At 35.6% G+C, this 23,923-nt stretch carries 20 protein-coding genes; 15 read left to right on the forward strand and 5 right to left on the reverse strand.

Going from position 1 to position 23,923, the window contains the following annotated elements; translation table 11 throughout:
* Positions 1–105 precede the first annotated feature (105 nt).
* From Q0992_RS08420 to Q0992_RS08430, 3 genes are all read right to left on the reverse strand, one after another.
* Positions 106–1,056 (reverse strand): D-2-hydroxyacid dehydrogenase, encoded by a 951-nt coding sequence (locus Q0992_RS08420; RefSeq protein ID WP_299522390.1) that lies wholly within the window; start codon positions 1,054–1,056, stop codon positions 106–108.
* A 94-nt stretch (positions 1,057–1,150) separates the two neighbouring features.
* On the reverse strand, positions 1,151–2,212 hold the full coding sequence (gene serC, locus Q0992_RS08425) for a 3-phosphoserine/phosphohydroxythreonine transaminase (protein WP_299522393.1): 1,062 nt from the start codon (positions 2,210–2,212) through the stop codon (positions 1,151–1,153).
* 115 nt (positions 2,213–2,327) lie between these two features.
* Positions 2,328–3,386 (reverse strand): acyl-CoA reductase, encoded by a 1,059-nt coding sequence (locus tag Q0992_RS08430; RefSeq protein ID WP_299522542.1) that lies wholly within the window; start codon positions 3,384–3,386, stop codon positions 2,328–2,330.
* 75 nt (positions 3,387–3,461) lie between these two features.
* Between Q0992_RS08430 and Q0992_RS08435 the strand changes: the two genes are divergently transcribed.
* From Q0992_RS08435 to Q0992_RS08455, 5 genes are all read left to right on the forward strand, one after another.
* On the forward strand, positions 3,462–3,815 hold the full coding sequence (locus Q0992_RS08435; protein ID WP_299522396.1) for a 4Fe-4S dicluster domain-containing protein: 354 nt from the start codon (positions 3,462–3,464) through the stop codon (positions 3,813–3,815).
* A gap of 187 nt (positions 3,816–4,002) precedes the next feature.
* Positions 4,003–6,426: an ATP-binding protein gene (locus Q0992_RS08440; RefSeq protein ID WP_299522399.1), complete on the forward strand. Its 2,424-nt coding sequence runs from the start codon at positions 4,003–4,005 to the stop codon at positions 6,424–6,426.
* Between the two features lie 104 nt (positions 6,427–6,530).
* A complete protein-coding gene (locus Q0992_RS08445; protein ID WP_299522402.1) occupies positions 6,531–7,208 on the forward strand; it encodes a DUF1826 domain-containing protein in 678 nt (225 codons plus the stop codon).
* 67 nt (positions 7,209–7,275) lie between these two features.
* Positions 7,276–8,493: a GTP-binding protein gene (locus Q0992_RS08450; protein WP_299522404.1), complete on the forward strand. Its 1,218-nt coding sequence runs from the start codon at positions 7,276–7,278 to the stop codon at positions 8,491–8,493.
* A 202-nt stretch (positions 8,494–8,695) separates the two neighbouring features.
* Entirely contained in the window at positions 8,696–8,860 is a 165-nt protein-coding gene (locus tag Q0992_RS08455; RefSeq protein WP_299522407.1) for a hypothetical protein, read from the forward strand.
* Positions 8,861–8,872: 12 nt separating this feature from the next.
* On the opposite strand, the gene Q0992_RS08460 is transcribed toward Q0992_RS08455, so the two are convergent.
* Both Q0992_RS08460 and Q0992_RS08465 read right to left on the reverse strand, forming a co-directional pair.
* Complete coding sequence (locus Q0992_RS08460; RefSeq protein WP_299522411.1) at positions 8,873–9,253, reverse strand: Rid family detoxifying hydrolase; 381 nt, start codon at positions 9,251–9,253, stop codon at positions 8,873–8,875.
* 227 nt (positions 9,254–9,480) lie between these two features.
* Positions 9,481–12,276 carry a putative LPS assembly protein LptD gene (locus tag Q0992_RS08465; RefSeq protein WP_299522414.1) on the reverse strand — a complete coding sequence of 932 codons (2,796 nt, stop codon included), beginning with the start codon at positions 12,274–12,276 and terminating at the stop codon, positions 9,481–9,483.
* A gap of 110 nt (positions 12,277–12,386) precedes the next feature.
* Between Q0992_RS08465 and Q0992_RS08470 the strand changes: the two genes are divergently transcribed.
* The 10 genes from Q0992_RS08470 (at position 12,387) to Q0992_RS08515 (ending at position 23,835) form a co-directional block, all read left to right on the forward strand.
* On the forward strand, positions 12,387–13,487 hold the full coding sequence (locus Q0992_RS08470) for an N-acetylmuramoyl-L-alanine amidase (RefSeq protein ID WP_299522417.1): 1,101 nt from the start codon (positions 12,387–12,389) through the stop codon (positions 13,485–13,487).
* Between the two features lie 71 nt (positions 13,488–13,558).
* The gene (locus tag Q0992_RS08475) at positions 13,559–14,503 is read left to right on the forward strand and encodes an MlaD family protein (RefSeq protein ID WP_299522420.1); all 945 of its coding nucleotides are present in this window, start codon (positions 13,559–13,561) and stop codon (positions 14,501–14,503) included.
* A 9-nt stretch (positions 14,504–14,512) separates the two neighbouring features.
* Positions 14,513–15,826, forward strand: a complete 1,314-nt coding sequence (locus tag Q0992_RS08480; protein ID WP_299522423.1) for a (Fe-S)-binding protein — start codon at positions 14,513–14,515, stop codon at positions 15,824–15,826.
* A gap of 6 nt (positions 15,827–15,832) precedes the next feature.
* Positions 15,833–16,048, forward strand: a complete 216-nt coding sequence (locus Q0992_RS08485; RefSeq protein WP_299522426.1) for a hypothetical protein — start codon at positions 15,833–15,835, stop codon at positions 16,046–16,048.
* A 24-nt stretch (positions 16,049–16,072) separates the two neighbouring features.
* Entirely contained in the window at positions 16,073–16,855 is a 783-nt protein-coding gene (locus Q0992_RS08490) for a (Fe-S)-binding protein (protein WP_299522429.1), read from the forward strand.
* A gap of 13 nt (positions 16,856–16,868) precedes the next feature.
* Positions 16,869–17,390, forward strand: a complete 522-nt coding sequence (locus Q0992_RS08495; protein WP_299522432.1) for a PH domain-containing protein — start codon at positions 16,869–16,871, stop codon at positions 17,388–17,390.
* Entirely contained in the window at positions 17,377–18,876 is a 1,500-nt protein-coding gene (locus tag Q0992_RS08500) for a PH domain-containing protein (protein ID WP_299522435.1), read from the forward strand. The genes Q0992_RS08495 and Q0992_RS08500 overlap by 14 nt, the downstream gene beginning before the upstream one ends.
* Positions 18,877–18,912: 36 nt before the next feature.
* Positions 18,913–19,398: an ABC transporter ATPase gene (locus Q0992_RS08505; RefSeq protein WP_299522437.1), complete on the forward strand. Its 486-nt coding sequence runs from the start codon at positions 18,913–18,915 to the stop codon at positions 19,396–19,398.
* 139 nt (positions 19,399–19,537) lie between these two features.
* On the forward strand, positions 19,538–20,761 hold the full coding sequence (gene serB, locus Q0992_RS08510; RefSeq protein WP_299522440.1) for a phosphoserine phosphatase SerB: 1,224 nt from the start codon (positions 19,538–19,540) through the stop codon (positions 20,759–20,761).
* A gap of 116 nt (positions 20,762–20,877) precedes the next feature.
* Complete coding sequence (locus Q0992_RS08515; RefSeq protein WP_299522443.1) at positions 20,878–23,835, forward strand: glycoside hydrolase family 3 N-terminal domain-containing protein; 2,958 nt, start codon at positions 20,878–20,880, stop codon at positions 23,833–23,835.
* The last annotated feature ends 88 nt before the right edge of the window (positions 23,836–23,923 follow it).

The following is a 23,923-nucleotide window of genomic DNA, read 5'->3' on the forward strand; positions in this document are numbered from 1 at the left end:
GTTTTTATTGTATTAAGATTAATTTTTAGTTTTTAAAAGGTACAAAAAAAGTCCTAGCATCTGTAGGACTCATTTATTTTAATTTAGTCACATTTTAGTACTAATTTATCCTAAAATACTAATGATTTGATCTGCTAATTCAACACCAATTCTATCCTGTGCTTCATTAGTAGCGGCACCAGTATGCGGTGTTAGTGATAGTGCTGAATTCATTAGCAATTGTATTTCTGGCTGAGGCTCTTTTTCAAACACATCAAGAGCTGCCCTGGCAACCTTACCACTTTCAATAGCTTTTACCAATGCGACTTCATTGACAACGCCACCACGCGCAGCATTAGCTATAATCACGCCATCTTTCATAATGTTGAAGTCAGCCTCATCTATAACATAATCTTTTTGGGCTGGTACATGTAAGGTTAAAAAGTCCGCTTGTTTCAAAACCGCTTCTTTAGAAATGGTTTCTATCTCAAAATTCACTTTCTGACCATCAAAGAACTCTAATTCAAGATTAGCCTTCTCTATAAATGGATCAAAGGCAACAACGTTCATTCCTGCACCGATTCCTATTTTTGCAGTAGCTTGTCCGATACGGCCAAAGCCAATTACACCAAGGGTTTTTCCTTTTAATTCGGTTCCTTTTGCGTAGGCTTTCTTTAAACCCTTAAAATTGGCATCACCTTCTAATGGCATGTCTCGATTAGATTTATGTAAAAAGCGCGCTAGACCATAAAAATGGCCAAAGACCAGTTCCGCTACAGAATGCGAGGATGCAGCTGGTGTATTAATCACGTGTAATCCTTTTTCCCTCGCGTATTCTACATCGATATTGTCCATACCAACACCACCACGACCAATGACTTTTAGGCTAGGGCAATTATCTATAAGATCTTGTCGCACTTTGGTCGCACTTCTCACAAGAAGTACCGAAATCTCATTATCGTTAATATAATTTTGAAGTTGTTCTTGTGCCACAGTGGTGGTAATCACTTCATATCCTGCAGCTTCTAAAGCGTTAATACCACTTTGAGAAATTCCGTCGTTTGCTAATACTTTCATTTTTTGTTTCGTCATTCCCGCAACAGCGGGAATCTTTTTATTTTGTTACTTACTAATAATATTTTTAGATTCCTGCGAAAGCAGGAATGACAGTTTAAGCTTTACTTTCTAATTCACTCATGACTTCCACAAGGACCTTAACGCTATCTAATGATAAGGCATTGTACATAGATGCTCTATAACCACCAACACTTCTGTGGCCATTTAAGCCATTAATTCCTGCCTCTTTCCACATGGCATCAAAAGTTTCCTTTAAGTTTTCATTTTCCAAGGTGAACGTTGCATTCATATGCGAACGATCTTCTTTTACGGCATACCCTTTAAACAATGGGTTTAAGTCAATCTCGGAATAGATTAAACGAGCTTTCTTGTCGTTTTCTTCTTCTATGGCTTTAATACCGCCTTTATCTTTTAACCATTGCATGGTGAGCATAGACACGTAAACTGCAAACACTGGTGGAGTATTAAACATACTACCTTTACTAATATGCACTTTGTAATCCATCATCGAAGGAATCTTTCGCGATACTTTTCCTAAAATATCCTCTTTTACAACTACAAGCGTGGTACCTGCTGGTCCCATATTCTTTTGGGCTCCTGCGTAGATCAAATCAAATTGTGAAAAGTCTAATTGACGCGAAAAGATATCACTACTCATGTCGCATACCATCGGAATTGGTGAGTTTGGAAAGCGCTTCATTTGTGTTCCAAAAATGGTATTGTTAGACGTGCAGTGGAAATAATCATAATCCTCAGGAATGTCATAACCCTTTGGGATGTAATTGAAGTTGGCGCTTTTAGAAGATGCCACTTCGTAAATATCATCGTAAATTCTAGCTTCTTTTATGGCTTTGTCACTCCAAGTACCTGTATTTAAATAACCCGCTCTTTTTTCCAATAGGTTTAAGGCCACCATTAAAAACTGGGTACTTGCACCACCTTGCAAGAATAAGGCTTTATAACCTTTACCTTCTAATCCTAAAAGTTCTAAGGCCAAAGACCTTGCATTTTCCATGACGTCAACAAAAGGTTTGCTACGGTGCGAAATCTCGATAAGTGATAGACCATCATCAAAGTTAATTACGGCCTCAGCAGCCTTTTCCATTACCGATTTTGGTAATACACATGGACCTGCACTAAAATTATGTTTTTTCATTTTATTCTGAATTTATTTTAGGGTCAATGCTAAGACCCTAAAAGTCATTTTTTAAACAGCTACAAAGGTGCTAATTAATTGGGTATAAAACATTAATAAATTGATATTTTTTGAATCAAATTTTTAACAGGAATTCAACAGTATCGACATTATCTGCATAATCCCAAAGCTGTGGTTTTTGGGTTTCACCAAAAGCCACTTCATTGTCTGAAAAACCTTCAGCAACAACACATTGTATGTTGTCTTTGTCTTCAATTAATTTTTTTTCTAGATCTGTTTTGGCGTCGTAATGCTCATAAAACACAGTAGCAATCGGTGAGGCATAACTTTGATCTTCCTTAAGCATTAAAAATCCATTTTCCAGTATATCGAACTCACTCATTAAGTACACCGCTTTGTTATAGTCGTAGTTGTTGGCGTATTTGGTGTCGTGAATCACAGGATGCCATTTGTAGACCGCATTAAAAAAACCATCAAAATTGTAATCCTTAGGCACAAAGAGCTTAGAGACGTTTCTACAGCCCAATCCATAGTACCTGAAAATATCGTCTGCTAAAGCTTCAAGTTGGGCTTTTGTTTCATTACCAGTGAGAACGGCAACCGAATTTCTGTTCTTTCTTATAATTGAAGGTCTATTCTTAAAGTAGTATTCAAAATAGCGCGCCGTGTTATTGCTTCCTGTAGCAATCACCGCATCGAAATGCTCTAGCTTCTCTTCGGTAAAATTGATGTTCCCTTTGAACTCTGGTTCTATAACTTCCAAATACTTGGCTAAAAATGGCAGAAGGTGCTTGTCGTTAGAGGACTGCTTTACCAAAACATGATGTCCAGACATGAGCACCGATAGAAAATCGTGAAATCCCACCAACGGAATATTACCGGCCATGATAATCCCGACCGTTTTTGGCTTGGTATGATTGAGTTGATAATTTTTAAGCCATCGTTGTAAATTATCTTCAGTTAATATATTCGCCCAAGATTCTAAACTAAACAACACATTGGCTTCTGTAAACCAACCATTATGTGTTTTGGCCAGTTTTATTTGATGCCTAAAACCTTCAAAGAATAGGTCGTTGGCTTCGATGAGGTCTTTTTTTTGAATACCATGATTAGAAAATTGACTTAAAAAAGCGCCTAATTTTACGAATGCGTTAATTCTTTGTTGTAAATCCATCATGTATTTGGTAAAAAGCGCTCCAGGCTTTATTTTTGCAAGTGCAAAATTACGCAATAAAAAAGAAAAATTACGATGGCTATCATAATTACAGACGAATGTATTAATTGTGGTGCTTGTGAACCAGAGTGTCCAAATACTGCTATTTATGAGGGTGCTGACGATTGGCGTTATTCAGATGGCACAAGCCTAACGGGTAATGTTATTTTACCAAGTGGTAAGGCAGTGAATGCAGACGAAACACAAGAACCAATAAGCGATGAGGTGTATTACATTGCACCAGATAAGTGTACGGAATGTATGGGCTTCCATGAAGAACCACAATGTGCAGCCGTATGCCCTGTAGACTGTTGTGTCCCAGATAAGGATATTGTAGAAACCGAAGAAGAGTTGTTAGGGAAACAACGCTTTATGCATCCAGAAGATTAAATGACTAATAATTTAATTAGTAATATATAATAATCCCGAGCAATATGGCTTGGGATTTTTTTTGCTTGAAAATTACGTAGTTCTACGTATTGATTTGTTGAAGAGGAAGAGTTAACTTGGCGTAGCAATCGATAATTCAATTGAAGTTGGATTTATCCAGATATTTCGGTCATTAAAAAGAAAATGAATGAGTATAATAAATAAACCACCTGAAAGTTATAAAGATTGTTTATTATATAGAGTTTTGATTGATAGAGAGAAGCCTAATCATGAAATAATTGAGAAAATCGAGTATTTTATAGAATATGTTTCTCCATTATTAAATTTGGTAGTTGCTGGACCATTTAGAAATTACACATTGCACAATCCAGGTCATAGCAAAAAACTAGTACATTTAGGAGGTCAAATAGTATCTGAATCAACATTATCAAAACTTACTGACCTAGATATAATGCTGTTTATTTACTCATGCTATTTTCATGACCTGGGTATGTCGATAACTACTAAGGAAAGAAATAGTTTAATTCAAAGTCAAGAATATTCAGATTTTCAAAACGAAAATGAGAGCTTCAAAAATAGAGTGGATAAATTGAGACATCTTCACTCAAAAGCAAAGGATGAATTCAAATCATCATTAGAAGTTACTTTATTCCAACTTCAAGAATTTGCCCTTTCTGAAATATTAAGACGAAATCATGCTAAACCTGAGACTTATTCAAAGCTTATAAACTACCTAAAGACTAAAACGGGCAGAAAGGATTTATTTGCATACAATGGAGTGTCTTTTGAAGAGATACTCATACAAATTTGTGAAAGCCACAATCTGAATTCCATAGTTCTTGGAGAATTAATATCTGCGAGAGACCCTAGATTTGAAAGAAAACTTCCAATAGGTGGATTATATCTTAACGTACAGTTTGTCTCTGCCATGCTAAGAATTACAGATATTCTTGACTTCGATAGAGAAAGAACCCCAATAATACTATTTGAGAGTCTTGGAATTGAAGAAAATGATTTACCTGGTTCGAAAATTTCCTTGGAAGAATGGAACAAGCATCTTTCGGTACATTCAATTGAATTATCTCAAAATGAGATAATTATTAATGCAGAATCAAAACACCCATCAATTGAAAAGGCAATAAATGAGTTTGCCCAAATAATTGAAGATGAAATAAAAGACACCTTAGCAAGTATAAATTATAATGATCAAGAAATTAAAGAGAAATATAATTTCAAGCTTCCCACAAATGTCAGAACTAAGATAAATTCAATTGAATACGTCTATCATGATTTAAAGCTTTATTTAAATCAAGAGTCAATAATGACCATGTTAATGGGTGAACAGCTCTACAATAATCCTGGTGCAGCTTTAAGAGAATTACTTCAAAATTCAATTGATGCTTGTAATGTTAGAAAAAAGCTTTCAAAGGAAGATTATATCCCTAATATCTCCGTTAAACTTAAAGTAAGCGAAGATGAAAGTAAATGGCTGATAATAGAAGATAACGGAATTGGTATGGACGAATATGTTATTTCAAAATATTTGTTTCAAGTAGGAAGTAGTTACTATCGATCTAATGAATTTACTAAAATTATTGACTCAAAATACAATCCAATAAGCAGATTCGGCATTGGTGTGATTTCTGTTTTTATGATTTCAGATTTTTTAAAAATAACAACGAAGAATAATGATTCTATTCGAGGAGATTATAAAAATAGAAATATTACCATAAGTAATAAAGGAAGTTTGGCCTTTATCACTGAATCAGAAAAAGGATCACAAGGGACAACAATGGAACTTAGGTTAAAAGAAGAGTATTCTAATAAATCGTATTTGAGCTATTTTGAAAATTATTTACGTTCTGTTATAATTAGACCAACAGTTCCTATTCATGTTTCTATAATAAATCATTTTGTCCTTAAGAAAAAATATATTTCGTTTAAAAAAAATGCTATCAAAAATGCCGAAGATCTAGGAATTAAATATGTAGTACTTGATTTAGATAGATTCAGCGATTCAATTGAAGGATGTGCAATTTTGCCTTTATATATAGAGGGTGATATGTTAATCTTTACAAGGGAAAACAGAAGAATTCAGTTTAATGAGGAAAAATCTATAAACCCTCATGATGTTTTTGAAGAATACCAAGGCAATAGAGTAACAGTAAATGGATTCAAAATAGGTTTAAGAAGGACTTCTAAAATTTTCGGTAAAAGATTAAGGTTTGCTTATGATATTAATGTAATAGGAGATGAAGAAGTTAGATACGATGTTGCCAGAGATAGAATAATAGGAAAAGGAGTGACTGTCGTTAAAAACAGAGTCAGAGAGGCGATAGTGAAGGCACTTGAAGAAACAGGAATTATTGATTCACTGGAAGAGTCCACACTTAACTTTTTAAGAAGTAGTAAATTACTTCAAGATGATGGAACAGTTATAGCAGAGAAAGAAGATTTGAAAAAAATATTAAACTTAATTCCTCAGGAAACATGGCCTATTGGTTTACATCAAAGTATAGCAAAAGAATTAGGTCTTAGACCTGGTATAGTCAGAAATACAATATCATACTTTTTGGATAATGATATGGTTTTTGATGGAAGAAGAAAATAACTCCTTACATTATACAATTTATTAATGCAACTCAGTTGCATTAATAAATAAATACTTATTTTTGCAAAAGCGAGTTCATTTAAACTACGCTAAATCAAATTGCAATGCTTTCACTACAGGGTCTCGTCAAAACAAAAAAACGAACAGTTGCTTCTAGCACCAAAGCTGAAAATGGTGTAGTGGGCACTACGCCCAACATCTTAGAAGATATTCACCAAAAGCATTTGAATATCACAGTCTACAATAGGGACATAAGTAGCTTGGACGAGGAAATCATCAATCTTCTAAAACACGATATGACTTTTGACTCCAGAGGTGATGAGGATACAGTTTTAAACAAATTAAAACAACAAATCAAATTAGAGGAACAATCTTTGATTTTACAAGACATCCAAAGCCTTTTGCTGCACTTTAAAAAGATAACCAAGGCCAATCATTTTCGACTGTATTTGGCTACCATAAACACCAATATGTGCAGAAAGTTCCATATGGATTACAATAGTTTGCGCATTCTTTGCACCTACAGTGGGCCAGGAACCTTATGGCTCACCGAGGACAATGTTAACCGAAATGCATTGGATGCTTATGGCAGTAATGAATGTATCGTCATTGATGAGAACAAGATTAAACAAGCCAAAACAGGAGCTGTGTTGATTTTAAAAGGCGCTAAATATTCAAAAAGGTTCACAAAGGGAGTTGTGCATCGCAGTCCCACTATAGAAGAAAGTGGTCAAAAGCGTTTACTCCTTCGTATTGATATCCATCAATCCCTAAATGCTTAAAACGGTCTCTTTAGACATTTCAAGAAAACTTAAAACAACTAAAATTAAAATTCGCTGATTAATAGCTATGATAAAAGAAAAGAAACTTCCCGTAACTGTACTAAGTGGTTTTCTGGGAGCAGGGAAAACAACCTTACTTAATCATGTATTACATAATAAAGAAGGCTTAAAAGTGGCCGTTATTGTCAACGACATGAGTGAAGTAAATGTTGATGCCGAATTGGTAAAAAACGAAAACACCTTATCGCGTACAGAAGAAAAGTTAGTGGAAATGAGTAATGGTTGCATTTGCTGTACCTTACGAGAAGACCTTATGGTAGAAGTAGAGCGTTTGGCAAAAGAAGACCGCTTTGATTATCTATTGATCGAAAGTACGGGTATAAGCGAGCCTGTACCTGTTGCGCAGACCTTTACCTTTGTGGATGAAGACAATGGCATCGACCTCTCGCGCTTTAGTTATATCGATACAATGGTCACTGTAGTAGATGCCTTTAATTTCTTTAAGGATTTTGGTAGCCCGGAACGATTAATGGATAGAGAACTTACGGATATGGAGGGAGACTATCGGACTATTGCCGATTTGCTAACCGATCAGGTTGAGTTTGCTAATGTGATTATTTTAAACAAAACGGACTTGGTCAATGCGGAGCGCCTCAAGACTTTAAAAGGTGCTATAAGTACATTAAATCCATCTGCTCGTATCATTGAATCCACCTACAGTAAAGTAGCCCCTGAAGCTATTCTTAATACGGGACTTTTCGATTTTGATGAAGCACAACAAAGCGCTGGTTGGATTGAGGAACTTCAAAAAGATGAGCATACTCCAGAAACTGAGGAATACGGTATATCTTCTTTTGTTTTTAAGTCGAGAAAGCCTTTTGACTCAGATCGTTTTTTGAATTTTGTGGAAGAATTCCCAGATACTATTATCAGAAGTAAAGGTTTATTTTGGTTGGCTTCTAGACCAGATCAAGCCTTAATTTGGGGTCAAGCAGGAGGTTCTCTTAAGGCCAATAGTGCAGGTGTTTGGTGGAGTAGTATGCCTGCCAAAAAGCGAATACAATATCCCATGTATCTTGATAACCAAGATATTATTGAAGAACGATGGGATAAAACCTTTGGGGACAGGAAAAATGAAATTGTATTTATTGGTCAGAACATGGATAAAGAACAAATTTTGTCTGACCTTAATGCTTGCCTTTCAACTGATGAAGAGTTAGCGACCCTAAAATGGAAATTGGGTTATGAAGATCAATGGGCCATGCAAAGAACATATGCCTTATAATAGCAGTTTGTGCTACTAATTTCATACAAGTTGATTAACTCGGCCATCTTAGTATGGTCATAATAATTGTTTGATATAAGCCAAATTCACCCAGAAAACAAAAACACTATCTGTAGGACAGAACTAGTTAAAATCTATCGGTAATTAGATAATACTATTTCTGATAAAATCTTAACTTAGAAGTTTGTAAAGCTAACCATCGATGTCAACCATTTCTGCCACAGTTACTGAAGAATTTAAGTCTAAGAGTAAAAAAGCAGTTAATGCTATTATTCTTTTCGTTATCTCGTATCTGTTATTGAATTTCGGCTACTTTAAGTATAAAAAGGAGCTGTTCAATTACAAAGAGTCCTTGTTGAATAATTAGCATTAGAGCTAATTATTTCACCGCAATCATACTAATCTCCACATTCACAAACTTGGGCAAATTAGCCACTTCAACCGTTTCTCGGGCGGGCGCCGTTGCTTCATCAAAATACTCGCCATAAACCGCATTAATCTTAGCGAAGTTGTGCATATCACTAATAAAGATGGAGGTTTTAACAACATGCTCAAAAGTCATATCCGTAGCAGCTAAGACAGCTTTTAGGTTTTCCATCACTTGTTTGGTTTCAGCCTCAATAGAATCCATAACCAGCTCCATGGTTTCAGGATGCAGGGCAATTTGCCCTGAGGTATATAAGGTATTTCCGATTAAAACGGCTTGGTTATATGGACCGATAGGGGCAGGAGCGTTTGGTGTGTTGATGATTTGTTTCATTATTATGAGTTGGTTTGTATTTTACAACGTTAAATCAAAAGTCGTCAATTCGAATGATTTTTCAGAATGTAAAGGCAAAATTTTTAATCTGTATTGAGCGCCGCGCCTTCCAAAGTTTTGTACGGCGGACAAGTAATTATAGGGGCGACAATAGAATTTAATAATCAAACCTAGTTCTCGATACTAAATTCTTAAAGAATTTAACTCGAACTGACGGTTATTTTATTTTAGTTGCCTAATTGACGGTCCGGTTGACGACGCTGATCGTATTTAAGATCTTTCAACAAGCTAGACTTAATACCAATAAAGAAATTCCAGGATTGCTGATTGCCAAACGGAATCCAAGTGAAGTTCATACGCCAGCTTAACAAATCGCGTTCAAAACGTAATTGTGTAAAGGTAAATCCTTGGTTTAGGAAATCATAACCCGAGGATACCCCAACACTCCAACGAGGCGAGAGTTCCACATCACCAGAAAACATCAAAGAGTTAGACGTTATTTCATTTTGCCGTCTGGTATTACTGTAGTTAGTCGCATAAGCCAGTCGCAAGTTCCAGGGAATCTTATAATTATAATATTCGTTATCGTCTTCTTTGGTTTTTTCGCGGTCGCGATCCGTTAATCGTTGGTCGGCAAAATCTTGGGAGACACCAAACAAGTCGTCGGTTCTTGCATTAGAAGTAGCTGCGCGTCTTTCAGCGTCCTCGTCCCTTTCTTCTTCAGTTTCTCTCCCTGAAAAACTATCATTACTTAGTGTGTAGCTTATGTTTAGATTGGCAGAGGTAAGACGGAATAAACTTCCACCATTGTCTATATTAAATGTATTAATAAGGTTATTATTACTATCTAAGGCATAAGGATTTAAGCTCAACCCAAAGTTGATGTTCATCTTTTTATTCAAAATCTGTGTATTACCTGTAACTCTAAGATCACTCCAATTAAGGGAATCTGCAGCAAGATCATAGGCGGTAGATAAGTTGAGGTTGTTGAGTAAGAATATTTTTTTTGGTTCAGTCTCAGTTGAGTCTTTAGAGCGTACCTTGGCCTCAAAATTGTTACCTAACCCTATACCTATATTGCTAGAGAAACGATTTCCTGGTCGTCCAAATAGTGAATTCTCAAATCGTGTATATTCTACCTGATCTATTGTGGTACCATCAGCGTCTATAATATCATAAGTTTCATAAAACTGATCAAAAGCAGGAGTTATTGAATAACTTATGGTTGGCCGCATCACATGCCTTATGGCTTGTATTTTTGGGTCTTTACCTTTCTTTTGAAAGTCGTACATACCATAAATAGTAGTACCAATGCTTGCACCAAAATTATAGGTAAGGAAGCGGTCAAAACCATTAATATCCCTTGCTACAGAGGTTTCACCTTCAAAAATATCATCCCGTCTTACTGTTTTTAAAGTCCAAGTTTCTTCAAAGTTGGCATTAGTACTCACACTAAAGTGATTGAAGAGTTTAAAGTTTGTGGTCACAGGAATAGAATGACGCATACCAGCAATGGCATCGTCGAACATTTCACTTTTCCCGAACAAGGAATCCGTTGTATTGATTCTATACTCACCTCTGGTGTTCACTTGAAAGTTAATGTTTTGTATAGCCCCTTTTTTAACACCAGACTTTGGTTGAAACGGAAACACCCTTGTCATAGACGCTTGTACCGTCGGTAAGGTAAGATTAATCGCCTCAGTATTTGTGTTTTGATTATGAGTTGCCGAAACATTCAAATTAACTTGTGGTTCCCCTTGAAACGTTTTAGACCATGATACGGAAGATGCCAACGTATTGGTAAGTACATTCGCTTGATTGATTTGGTTAATAGACTGTTGAAAAAACTGACTACTTCCAAGATTCACTGATGCAGTAAACCTCGAGTTTGGATTGGCCTTGGCGTCTTGGCTATGCGACCACAAAATGTTGTAAATCGTTTGCTGTCTAAAATCTGGAAAACCGCGTTCACTATTCAAAAGGTTTTCGTATCTAAAACTCACATTCCCACTATACTTATAACGTGTAGCATATCTGCTCTCTAGACGTAAACCATAACTTCCGTTAGTATAATAATCTCCAAGTACCGCTAAATCAACATGGTCACTAATCGCAAAGTAATAGCCTCCATTTTGCAAAAAGTACCCTCTATCGTTACCTGTATCCTCTCCAAAAGAAGGAAAAATAATACCAGAGGTCTGCTTTCTGGTCATTGGGAAATACGCAAACGGTATCGCTATAGGAGTAGGGACATCGTAAATGTACATCTGACTCATACCAGTAACGATTTTCTTGTTAGGAACTATTTTTGCCCTGTTCATTAAGATATAGTATTCTGGGTCATCGAGATTTTCAGACGTGGTAAACTTTCCTCTCGATATAAAATAGACCGAATCATTTTCACGTTTTGTGCGTTCTGCCAAGACGGTTCCACCACTTTGTTCAGTTACGGAATTAAAGATTAAAGCTTTCCGCGAATCGGTATTAAAAATGATAGAGTCAGGTTCTATAACATTGGTGCCTTGCTTAAAAACAGGTTTTTGCGAATAGCCTGTTGAATCTTTGATACGTCCGGCATACACCAAATTTTTACTATAATCGATAACAATAACCCCAGAGGTAATCTCCATATCTTCATACAATACTTGAGCTTCATTATATAGTCGTATCTGTTGCTTTTTTTGATTAATAGCCACATAATCCTTGGCCTTATAAGTAACGATGTCTTTTAAAAAACCTTCTTCCTTTACGGAATCTTGTTCTGTAGAGTCAATTTGCTTGGTATTTATAGGCTTGTTTTGTAGTGTGTCAATAACCACTTTTGTGGTGTCTTTTGCAATAGCTGTAGTGTCGACTTTTTGATTTGCCGGGATACTTGGATTGTTTTTTGGTAATTCTTGGGCGAAGCTAAAAGTGTTAATAAACACTGTAAAACTCAAAGCAAAAAGTATGTGCAGGCTATTTGTACGCAATCCTTTTAGATGTATTTTTGTAAAAGTATGGCTCGGTTTTTGAAACGCCAAAAGTACAGATATTTTTTTGTGATTATCACATTAAAGTTCTAAAGTTAAAAAATACTCTACCGCTACCAATGGCATGTAATAATACGAGTTCATAAACCGTTAGATTAAATATGCAAACGAAGCGTAAATATATAATAGTATCGATAGTTCTTACTTTTATCACTTCTTTAACATGTGGTGCAAACTTACATGCACAAGACGATAAATTTATTGTGGTTTTAGACGCAGGACATGGTGGTAAAGATCCAGGTGCCATTAGCAATGGCTATAAGGAAAAAGAAATTGCCTTAGATGTGGTATTAGAATTAGGTAAAAGTCTAGAGGCAGTAGATGGTGTAAAAGTCATTTATACGCGTAAAAGAGATAAATTTATTGAACTTTGGAAAAGGGCTGATATAGCGAATAAAGCCGATGCGGATTTATTTATATCTATTCACTGCAACTCTGTTGTTAATTCTAAACCTTATGGCACTGAAACTTGGGTGCTCGGAGAGAATAATGCAGGTAGGAATTTTGAATTTGCCAAGCGCGAAAATGAAGTTATTTTCCTAGAGGATAATTATGAAGAAAATTATGCAGGTTTTGATCCTACTTCACCCGAATCGGAAATTGCCTTAACTATTGAACAGGAAGTATATGTAGAACAAAGCGTCGGACTTGCTCGAAAAATTGAAGATAATTTTATCAGTAAGGCCAAACGAAAAAGTAGAGGCTTAAAACAACACAGTCTTTTAGTTATTAGAAACACCTATATGCCTAGTGTACTTGTAGAACTTGGCTTTATAAGCAATAAAAGAGAAGGTGCATTTTTAAACTCTAAAGCAGGGCAAAACAAAATGGCTACTGCACTCAAGGAAGCCATTCTTTCATATAAAAAGGAAATCGACCAGAATGTCGGAAGTAATATTTTAGTTTCAGAAGGAGAGGATGAAGAAACACCAGAAGCAATACCTTTGGTTTATGAGAATATTACGTTTAAAGTACAAATTGCTGCTAGCTCCAGGAATTTAGAGCCCAAATCATATAACTTTAAGGGCTTATCCGAGTTGAGCAAAGAAAAGGTAGGTCAGCTTTACAAATACTATTATGGAAACACTTCAGATCTAAATGAAGCAAGGCAACTCCAAGCAGAAGCCAAGCAAAAAGGGTATGCCACTAGTTTTGTAGTTGCGTATAAAGACGGAAAGCGAATCGATATATCAGAGCTCTGAAAACTACCACTAATTAGAAACATTATTAATATATTTATTCCTAATTTTGTTTTTAATCAAAGCTTAGCCCATTGAAAATCTCAAGAGAAGTTAAAACAGCAATATTAGTACTATCTGGTATTGCCCTTTTTATATATTTATTTTCCTATCTAAAAGGAGAAGACTTATTTACCGACACTAATACCTATTACACAGAATTTGATTACAACGCTCTAAGCACATCATCTTCCGTGACAGTAAGAGGAAATAAAGTCGGTAAAATAGAAGATATCAAATACGATTTTGAAACAGGAAAAACACGTGTGTTCTTTTCTGTTAGTCCTAAACTTAAGTTTTCTAAGAATAGTACTATTCGTCTTTACGAAACGGGTTTGATGGGTGGCAATGCGCTTGCTATTGTAAACATCAACAAAGATGGGGAACTCGCTAAACCTGGTGATTTTATAAAATCCGAGGTACAACCTGGGCTTATCACTACGCTAAAGAATAATTTTTCAGGAATAAGTACGGATTTAGATAGTGCAATTCGCTCAGCCGATACCTTAATGACAAGTATAAATGAAATGGTTATTGATGAATCGGATCAAGGGTTAAAAAGTACCATTGCCGAATTAAATGCAACACTAAAGTCATTCAAGAATTTATCGTATTCCATTCAATCCGTCATTAAAGAGAATGACGACAAGGTGGCATCGGTTCTGGCTAATTTCGAAAAGACTAGTAAAGACTTAAGTGAATTATCATCCAACCTAAAAGAAGTTAATATTTCAGATACAGTTGATAATTTAAATAAGACTCTTACTGGTATTCAAGGTATAATGGCTAGCATTGACAATAATGAAGGTACGATTGGGAAACTTTTAAATGATGATAGTTTATACAATAATCTTGAAGCAGCTTCAAAGGAAATGGAAGAGTTACTCTTAGATATCAAACTACATCCTGCGAGATACCGACGTATTTTATCTAAAAAAGAAATCCCTTATCAACCCCCAACTGAAGACCAGAAGAACTAGATTTATTTCATGGAATATATACCAAATATACTTTTTGCTATTGCCCTTGTTTTAGGCATCGGCTACTTTACACGAAATGTTAGAAAACTCATTCGTAATATTAAACTTGGTAAAGCAGTAGACGCTAGTGACAATAAGAAAGAGCGTTGGATGAATATGGCTCGAATTGCGCTCGGTCAAAGCAAAATGGTAAAACGACCTATTGCTGGTCTTCTTCATGTAGTAGTTTATGTAGGTTTCATCATCATCAATATTGAAGTATTGGAGATTATAATCGATGGTCTTTTTGGTACGCATCGTATAGGCTTAAAAGTACTTTCAGAGTCAATTTATGGTTTTTTAATTGGGTCTTTTGAAATATTGGCTGTACTTGTATTAGTTTCTGTAGTCGCTTTTTGGTTACGAAGAAATGTCATTAAGCTGAAGCGTTTTTTGAGCTCTGAAATGAAAGGCTGGCCGAAAAATGATGGAAACATTATCCTATACTTCGAAGTTGTTTTAATGTGCTTGTTTTTGATTATGAATGCAACCGACACACCATTCCAAGACATGGGACACGGTAATATTATTTCACAATTTATAGCACCTTGGTTTCAGGGAATGTCAGAAGGCACACTTTATACCATAGAGCGTACAGCTTGGTGGTTGCACATCATTGGAATATTAGTCTTCTTAAATTACTTGTATTTCTCAAAGCATTTACACATCCTTTTGGCATTTCCAAATACGTATTATGGTAGTGTTGAGCCCAAAGGAAAGTTCGATAATCTTGAAGCCGTTACCAATGAGGTAAAGTTGATGATGGATCCTAATGCTGATCCGTTTGCTGCTGCGCCAGAAGGTGCTGAAGATGAGGTACCAGAAAAGTTTGGAGCTAGTGATGTGATGGATTTAAATCAAATTCAATTGCTCAATGCCTACACCTGTACAGAGTGCGGTCGTTGTACATCGGCTTGTCCAGCTAATCTAACAGGAAAAAAATTGTCTCCACGTAAAATTATGATGGACACGCGTGATCGTTTAGAGGAAGTTGGGAAGAATATAGATGCCAATAATGGAGAGTTTAAAGATGACGGTAAGCAACTTTTAGGCGATTACATAACTCATGAAGAGTTGTGGGCCTGTACCACATGTAACGCCTGCGTCGAGGAATGTCCTGTAAGTATCAATCCGTTATCTATTATTGTAGATATGCGTCGTTATTTGGTGATGGAGCAGAGTGCTGCGCCAATGGAACTCAATAATATGATGACCAATATCGAAAACAATGGAGCACCTTGGCCTTACAACCAAATGGATCGCTTAAACTGGAAAGATGAATAACATATTATGAAAGCATTGCTATTTTTTAAAGTTGTATTGTTTTTAGTAGCCATGATTTATGCTTATATCATGAATTTGCTCATTGTATCACCAATAAACGGTTTTATACAACAACATAGCATCTTGGTCTCAATTATAATTATAGTTTTAGCTGTGGGTTATTATTTGTTCAGAATAGAGCATTATAATCGTAATAAATACAAGTATTATTATAATTCATAATTAAAAATAAACAACTTAGTTAACATGAGTGAGCAGTTGAAAGTGCCAACTATGGCAGAGTATATGGCAGAAGGCAAACAACCCGAGATTTTATTTTGGGTAGGTTCTGCAGGAAGTTACGATGATAGGGCAAAAAAAATCACCAAAGCCTTTGTTAAGATATTGAACAAAGCTAATGTAGATTTTGCTGTTTTGGGCACTGAAGAGAGTAATACGGGCGATTTGGCAAAGCGTGCCGGAAATGAGTTTTTGTTCCAAATGCAAGCCATGATGAATATTGAAGTGCTCAATGCTTATGAAGTAAAGCGTATCGTAACCTGTGATCCGCATTCTTATAATTGTATTAAAAATGAGTACCCAAGTCTTGGAGGTAATTATGATGTTGTGCATCACACGCAGTACATCAAAGAGTTGATTAGTTCAGGACGTTTAACCCTAGAGGGTAAAACCTATAAAGGCAAGCGCATTACCTTTCATGATCCATGTTATTTAGGTCGCGCCAATAGTGAATACGATGCACCAAGAGATGTATTAAAAAAGACGAATGCCAGTCTAGTAGAGATGAAACGTCATAAAAGTACAGCATTGTGTTGTGGCGCAGGTGGAGCACAAATGTTTAAAGAGCCAGAAAAAGGTGATATGGATATTAATATTTTGAGAACTCAAGATGCCCTAGAGACCAAACCAGATATCATCGCTACTGGCTGTCCTTATTGTAACACTATGATGAGCGATGGCATTAAATTCAATGAAAAAGAAGATCGTATTAAAGTGCTCGATATTGCTGAGCTTATCGCAAATTCCTAATAATGAAACCTAGATGGAGTTGTTTACTAATAAGGAAATCGATATTAACACCTTGCCAAAAGTAGAGGACTTAGAGTTAACTCCAATCTCACCAAAATACATTTACATCATCGTTGCCAATATTCTATTTACTTATGGGATTTTGTGTCTTGCTATTGTTTTTATAAATGTAATAGCTGAGGATAAAAGCTTTAGCAATACATTTTGGTATATCCTTGCGGTTTTAATTACACTGTGCATTTTTACGTTAATAATTAATTATTTGGGGTTTAAAAAGCGTAAATATGCTATGCGAGATTACGATATTACCTTTAGTAAAGGGTTTTTAGTCAACAAAACTTTAACCTTACCCTACAATCGTATCCAGCATATAGAAATTAAACGGACATTTTTAGCACGTAAACTCGGACTTGCCACACTAAAGATTTATACAGCAGGCGAATCTGGTGGTGATATGACCGTTAGTGGGTTACCTAAGGATATTGCCGATAAACAATATGGTTTTTTGACAAAAATGATTAATGAGCGCGTTTAATTTCGAAATTCCATCGCGTCAGTCTGCTAAGGGTATCATAGTAATTTTTGGCATCAGTGTTTATAAAGTCGTTAAGGCAACCATAGTCTTTATTGCAGCATTTGTTCTTAAAATTTTAAGCAGTGACAAGCCTTTAAATATAGGTCATCCCATTGTATTGCTAATCATTTTTAGTATCCCTTTAGTCTTTATTGTAATTGCTGTATTGCGTTATCTTAATTTTAAATTTTATGTTAAGGGCGACTACTTTTTTCTTAGGAAAGGAATTCTAAATAAAGAGGAAATATCAGTTTCCAAAGATAAAATCCAGAATGTTTATATAAAGCAAAATGTATTGCAACAGCTTATAAATGTAGTGTCCTTGTCCATAGAAACCGCAGGTGATGATAAAACGGAGATTGAAATAGTTGCATTAGTTAAGCCAAAGGCAGAAGCCCTAAAAACGCTTTTATTAGCTGGCGTTAAACCAAAAAATGTCAACAATCAACTTGATGAAAAAACTGAGACTGCTATTTATTTTAAGGCTTCTGTAAAGCGATTATTTTTAGAAGGTATTTCCGAAAATCATTTTAAGAGCTTCGTATTGATATTTGCATTCATTATCGGAATTTATAACGATGCTAAGGAATTTGTGAGTGAACTTGAGGTAACCACAGGTGTAAAATCTTGGTTTGCACTAGATAATGAATCCTTAATGGCTATGTTGTTGTTTAATCTATCCATACTAATTATACTGCTCGTATTTTCATTGCTGCTATCGATGATTAGGATGTTTGTTCAAAATTTTAATCTAACCGTCAAGCGTAAAAAGGAAGGACTAGAAATATCAAAAGGTTTGCTAAATAAGATTAGTTTGAATCTAAATGCCTCTCGCATTCAAAATACAATGGCCTCAACGAATAAGTTAAAGCGCTCACTCGGCTTATATAAATTAGCATTTACACAAGCCATGGCTAACAAACGACAACAGTTAAAGTTTAATATTGTTGCATTAAGTCAATTGCAGTTAAATGAACTTATTTTACAATTTTACCCAAGGGTGTTTGATAATCTTGTAAAGCATAAACCGCATAAGTATTTTTTAAAACGTCTTATCGCAGTTCATGCCATCATTTTTATTGTATTTAATTGTTGCTTTTTGGTTTTACCTCAATGGGCTTTTTTAATGAATGTGCCATTGCTAATATATATGATATATAATATAGTTTACACCTATAAAAAAGCATACTACCATATAGATGAGGATTATATTGTTGTTGGAAGTGGAATGCTAATTGAGACGCATACAAGCTTTTTGGAAGTTAAAAAGGTGCAGGCTGTGATATTACAACAAACTATTTTTCAAAAAAATCATGGTGTTGCGACTTTAGAAATTTGTTCCGCATCTAGACCTTTGAAGATAAAGCATATAGAATTAAATCGTGCACTAAAAATTAAAAATTATTTGCTGTATAAGGTTGAATATGAAAATAAGAATTGGATGTAATTCATTAAATTTGAACTCTAATTTTTTAAAATCATTATGCTAGTAGATTTTAACGACCTACCTGAAGAATCACGAGTTTGGATATACCAAGCCAATCGTTCATTTACTGACGAAGAAATCCTGAAAATAAATACTAAAATTGAAGCATTTATTAAAGCTTGGACAGCCCATGGGAAAGACTTACAGGCAGGCTATAAAATTGTATATAAACGGTTTATAGTTATAGCATTAAATCAAAACTTGAATATGGCAACTGGTTGTTCAATTGATGCCTCTGTACATTTTATTCAAGATTTAGAGAAAGCCTATAATGTAGATCTTATGGATAAAATGAATGTGTCATTTAAACAAGGAGAATTTATTGCTTACAAACCGTTGGTGGATTTCAAAAAAATGGCGAAAAACAATTCGGTTTCAAAAAACACCATAGTCTTTAATAATTTGGTTAGTAATATTGCGGAATTTAAAGAGAATTGGGAAGTACCTGCAAGTGAGAGTTGGCACAGTCGCTTCATTAAATAGCTATTAGTTATTGAAGAATTGGTATGAATTTTAGTGAATTATTGCAGTATTCGCATGCCAAATAATTTTTATTTTTCAAATAGAATAGTCATTTTTACCGCCTGAATATCAAGAATTAATAAAGACAACTTCCATTAAGATGGCTACGGATATATTTTTGTTAAACATTTCGGGACAAGACAAACCAGGATTGACTTCTGGTCTTACCAGTGTGCTAGCCGAATACGATGCTAAGATTTTAGATATCGGTCAGGCTAACATTCACGATACCTTATCCCTAGGGATGATGTTTGAAATTAAATCGGGTAAAAAGTCTGCTGCTGTATTAAAGGATTTATTGTTCAAGGCTTATGAACTGGGCATTACGGCAAAATTCACACCAATTTCCTTAGAGGATTACGAACATTGGGTAAGTCTCCAAGGTAAAGACAGGTATATTATTACAATTCTAGGTGAAAAACTTGCCGCTGAGCAGATTTCTGAAGTTACAAAGGTAATTTCGGAAAAAGGTTTGAATATCGATTCTATAAAGCGATTAACAGGGAGAACCTCATTAGTGAGGGAAGAAGAATACCCAAGAGCTTCAATCCAATTATCCATACGAGGAAAACTGACCGATAAATCTGAATTTACAAAACGGTTTGTGGATATTTCTAAGGAATTGGATGTAGATATTGCGTTTCAAGAAGACACCATGTTTAGACGAAACCGTAGGTTGGTGTGCTTTGATATGGATTCGACGTTGATTCAGACCGAAGTCATTGATGAACTTGCAGAACGTGCAGGAGTTGGAGAAGAAGTCAAAGCGATTACAGAGTCAGCTATGCAAGGTGAGATCGACTTCAAAGAAAGCTTTAGAAAACGTATGAAACTTTTAAAGGGCTTGAGTGAAAATGTTTTAAAGGATGTTGCCGAGAATCTTCCCATTACTAAAGGCGCCAAGCGTTTAATAGATACCCTACATTATTATGGTTACAAAACCGCAATCTTATCTGGTGGTTTTACGTATTTTGGACATTATCTACAGGAAAAATTAGATATCGATTTTGTTTATGCCAATCAGTTAGAAATTGAGGATGGTAAATTAACTGGAGGTTATATTGGAGATATCGTAGATGGCAACAAAAAAGCCGATTATCTAAAGCTTTTAGCCAAAAACATGGGTATAGACATTGGTCAGACCATTGCGGTTGGTGATGGTGCCAATGACCTGCAAATGCTTAATTTAGCTGGATTGGGAATTGCTTTTCATGCAAAGCCAAAAGTTAAGGATAATGCGCAAAATTCTATCTCGAGCATTGGATTAGATGGCGTTCTATATCTATTAGGTTACCACGATCGCCATATTGATTTGATGAAGTAGTTAAAACTGTTAATTACGCAGTTTATAAAAGTATCCTAAAGTCTTTTTACTTCTTATTAATTATGCTATTTTGGCATGATATTCGTTAATTAATCTATTACGAAAAAAGATTGTTCATGCGTTATTTGTCCCTTATTCTATTGTATTTTATTACTCAGATTGTTTTCGCCCAAGAGGAAGGTAATCATCCATTGCACACTAAAGATGTTATAGAACAGCAAAAATGGGTGGATAGCATTTACAACGCAATGTCTGTTAAAGAGCGCATCGGTCAGTTATTCATGGTTCAGGTGATGTCTGAGAATAGCGATAAGGTCAATAATGAAATCGTAGGTCTCATAAAGGAAGAAGGTATTGGTGGTATTATTTATTCTAAAGGTGGACCGTATCGACAAGCCAGACTCAACAATCAATTGCAAGTAGCTTCAAAACTACCATTGTTGATTGGTATGGATGCCGAATGGGGCCTAAGTATGCGGTTGGATTCTACCTATGCATTCCCTTGGAACATGACTCTTGGAGCAATATCGGATAATAAACTCATTGAACAAACAGGGCGTCAGATAGGTGAGCATTGTAAGCGATTGGGTGTTCACTTTAATTTTTCTCCCGTAGTAGATATTAATACCAACCCTAAAAATCCGATAATCGGTAATCGCTCTTTTGGTGAAGACAGGGATAATGTTACGGCGAAAGGTTTGGCTTTTATGAAGGGCATGCAAAGTGCAGGGGTTTTGGCAAATGCCAAACATTTTCCTGGACATGGTGATACAGAAGATGATTCGCATGAAACACTCCCAACGGTATCATTTAGCGAAAAACGAATTGATTCCGTTGAATTATATCCTTATAGAAAGTTAATCAAAGATGGGCTTTCGAGCGTTATGGTGGCGCATCTCAATGTACCAAGTTTAGAAAAGCGACGTGGGTTTCCGTCCTCATTATCCAAGCATATTGTTACGGATATTTTGAAAGATTCACTCGGATTTAAGGGACTTATCTTTACAGATGCATTAACAATGAAAGGTGCAGCAGATTATGTTGAGAAAGGCGTTGATGGTATTACCCCCAAGACTTTGACCAAAGGTGGTGAAATAGACTTGATGGCATTCTTGGCTGGTAATGATGTGATGCTAATGTCAGAAAACCCAAAATTGGGTATTGCTAAGTTTATTGAAGCTTATGACGAAGGCATTATTACGGAGGAACGCTTGTCACATTCTGTAAAAAAGGTTTTAATGGCAAAATATAAAGTAGGTTTGCATAAATATTCTCCTACGGGTCTTTATAATCTTGACAATGATCTCAATAGAATCAAGGATGACATACTATATGAAGAGCTGATGGAGAACGCTATAACTGTTCTGAAAAACAAAAATTCATTGTTACCATTACGCGATTTAGAAACCAAAAACATAGCTTATATAGAGCTCGGTGATGCTCCAGGTTCAGTTTTTTATGATGAATTAAAGAAATACACCAAAGTTCATCACATAAAGGCTGATAAGTTAGACGGCCTAATTGCAAAATTACAGAATTACAATACCGTGGTTGTTGGTTTTCATAAATCTAATGACAATCCTTGGAAAGGGTACAGATTTACGCAAAAGGAATTAGCATGGCTGTATGAAATTGCGAGGACCAATATTGTAATTTTAGATGTCTTTGCAAGACCCTACGCTTTAAATGAGCTACGGTCTATAGAGAATATTGAAGGCATAGTAATGAGCTACCAAAACAGTAAAATAGCGCAAGAGAAATCCGCACAGCTTATTTTTGGGGCTATTAATGCTTTGGGTCAATTGCCCGTAAGTGCTGGCGAATTTTTCCCAGTCGGTTCGGGCGAAACCTATAATTCAATATCTAATTTGGGCTATGGTCTTCCTGAACGTGTAGGAATGGATTCTGAATTATTGAGTCGAATCGATTCAGTCGCAAACTACGCGGTAAACAATAGGATGACACCAGGCATCCAACTTTTGGTAGCCAGAAAAGGTAAAGTAGTTTATAATAAAAACTTTGGCTATCACACTTATGCAAAAAAGAACAGGGTAGATTTTGACGATGTCTATGATGTGGCTTCGTTAACTAAGATTTTAGCGACTTTACCGATTTTAATGGAATTGGAAGGGCAAGGTTCGGTATCATTAGACGCCAAATTGGGCGACTTAATGGAAGGGTATAAAAAATCAAATAAAAAGAACATTACCCTAAGAAAGATGTTGTCCCACTATGCGCAATTAAAGCCTTGGATTCCATTTTATTATGCAACATTAGATTCGGTTACCAAAAAACCAGACCGAGAGTATTACAGATCTAAGCGCTCAAAGGAGTTTAATGTAGAGGTGACTAACACTCTTTTTATGCGTAATGATTACAAGGATTCTATTCGAGAGATTATTAAAGAAAGTGAATTATTATCTAGATTGCGTTATCGTTATAGTGATTTGCCGTACTATATTCTTAAAGACTATTTAGAAGGGTTTTATGATAAATCGTTGCACGACATCACCCAAGATCGCTATTATAAGTCTCTTGGGGCTAATTATACCACTTACAATCCACGAAAGAGTTTTAGTTTAAAGGATATTGTTCCATCCGAGATAGATGCGTATTATCGCTATAAAGAAGTACATGGTTATGTACACGATATGGGAGCTGCCATGCAAGGTGGAATAGGTGGGCATGCAGGTATTTTTAGTAATGCTAATGATGTTGCTAAAATTATGCAGATGTATTTGCAAAAAGGGTTTTATGGTGGTAAACGCTATATAAAAGCCGAAACCTTAGATAAGTTCAATACCTGTTATTATTGTGAAAAAGATAACCGTAGAGGAGTTGGCTTTGATAAACCGCAATTAGGAGAAGAAGGGCCAACATGCGGCTGTATATCGATGACTAGTTTTGGACACTCAGGATTTACAGGTACCTATGCTTGGGCAGACCCTGAAGAAGAGATAGTCTATGTGTTTTTAGCGAATAGAACCTATCCTGAAGCCGGTAAAAACTTGCTGCTCAGGGAAAACATTAGAACCGAAATCCAACGCCTAATTTATGAAGCCATTATTGAATAATTTAAGACTAGACTGTAAGTTAAAAAATCTTAAAGTTCAGTATTGAAGACATAAAACGTCTAACTTTAACCTCTCAAATTAGTAACAA

Origin of the sequence: Winogradskyella sp., from assembly GCF_028289625.1 — a bacterium.
Classification (GTDB): domain Bacteria; phylum Bacteroidota; class Bacteroidia; order Flavobacteriales; family Flavobacteriaceae; genus Winogradskyella.

Bases quoted from the DNA above. Each gene is read 5' to 3' on its own strand.
- Q0992_RS08420 (WP_299522390.1), bottom strand. From the start codon at position 1,056: ATGAAAGTATTAGCAAACGACGGAATTTCTCAAAGTGGTATTAACGCT.
- serC (WP_299522393.1), bottom strand. From the start codon at position 2,212: ATGAAAAAACATAATTTTAGTGCAGGTCCATGTGTATTACCAAAATCG.
- Q0992_RS08430 (WP_299522542.1), bottom strand. From the start codon at position 3,386: ATGGATTTACAACAAAGAATTAACGCATTCGTAAAATTAGGCGCTTTT.
- Q0992_RS08435 (WP_299522396.1), top strand. From the start codon at position 3,462: ATGGCTATCATAATTACAGACGAATGTATTAATTGTGGTGCTTGTGAA.
- Q0992_RS08440 (WP_299522399.1), top strand. From the start codon at position 4,003: ATGAGTATAATAAATAAACCACCTGAAAGTTATAAAGATTGTTTATTA.
- Q0992_RS08445 (WP_299522402.1), top strand. From the start codon at position 6,531: ATGCTTTCACTACAGGGTCTCGTCAAAACAAAAAAACGAACAGTTGCT.
- Q0992_RS08450 (WP_299522404.1), top strand. From the start codon at position 7,276: ATGATAAAAGAAAAGAAACTTCCCGTAACTGTACTAAGTGGTTTTCTG.
- Q0992_RS08455 (WP_299522407.1), top strand. From the start codon at position 8,696: ATGTCAACCATTTCTGCCACAGTTACTGAAGAATTTAAGTCTAAGAGT.
- Q0992_RS08460 (WP_299522411.1), bottom strand. From the start codon at position 9,253: ATGAAACAAATCATCAACACACCAAACGCTCCTGCCCCTATCGGTCCA.
- Q0992_RS08470 (WP_299522417.1), top strand. From the start codon at position 12,387: ATGCAAACGAAGCGTAAATATATAATAGTATCGATAGTTCTTACTTTT.
- Q0992_RS08480 (WP_299522423.1), top strand. From the start codon at position 14,513: ATGGAATATATACCAAATATACTTTTTGCTATTGCCCTTGTTTTAGGC.
- Q0992_RS08485 (WP_299522426.1), top strand. From the start codon at position 15,833: ATGAAAGCATTGCTATTTTTTAAAGTTGTATTGTTTTTAGTAGCCATG.
- Q0992_RS08490 (WP_299522429.1), top strand. From the start codon at position 16,073: ATGAGTGAGCAGTTGAAAGTGCCAACTATGGCAGAGTATATGGCAGAA.
- Q0992_RS08495 (WP_299522432.1), top strand. From the start codon at position 16,869: ATGGAGTTGTTTACTAATAAGGAAATCGATATTAACACCTTGCCAAAA.
- Q0992_RS08500 (WP_299522435.1), top strand. From the start codon at position 17,377: ATGAGCGCGTTTAATTTCGAAATTCCATCGCGTCAGTCTGCTAAGGGT.
- Q0992_RS08505 (WP_299522437.1), top strand. From the start codon at position 18,913: ATGCTAGTAGATTTTAACGACCTACCTGAAGAATCACGAGTTTGGATA.
- serB (WP_299522440.1), top strand. From the start codon at position 19,538: ATGGCTACGGATATATTTTTGTTAAACATTTCGGGACAAGACAAACCA.
- Q0992_RS08515 (WP_299522443.1), top strand. From the start codon at position 20,878: ATGCGTTATTTGTCCCTTATTCTATTGTATTTTATTACTCAGATTGTT.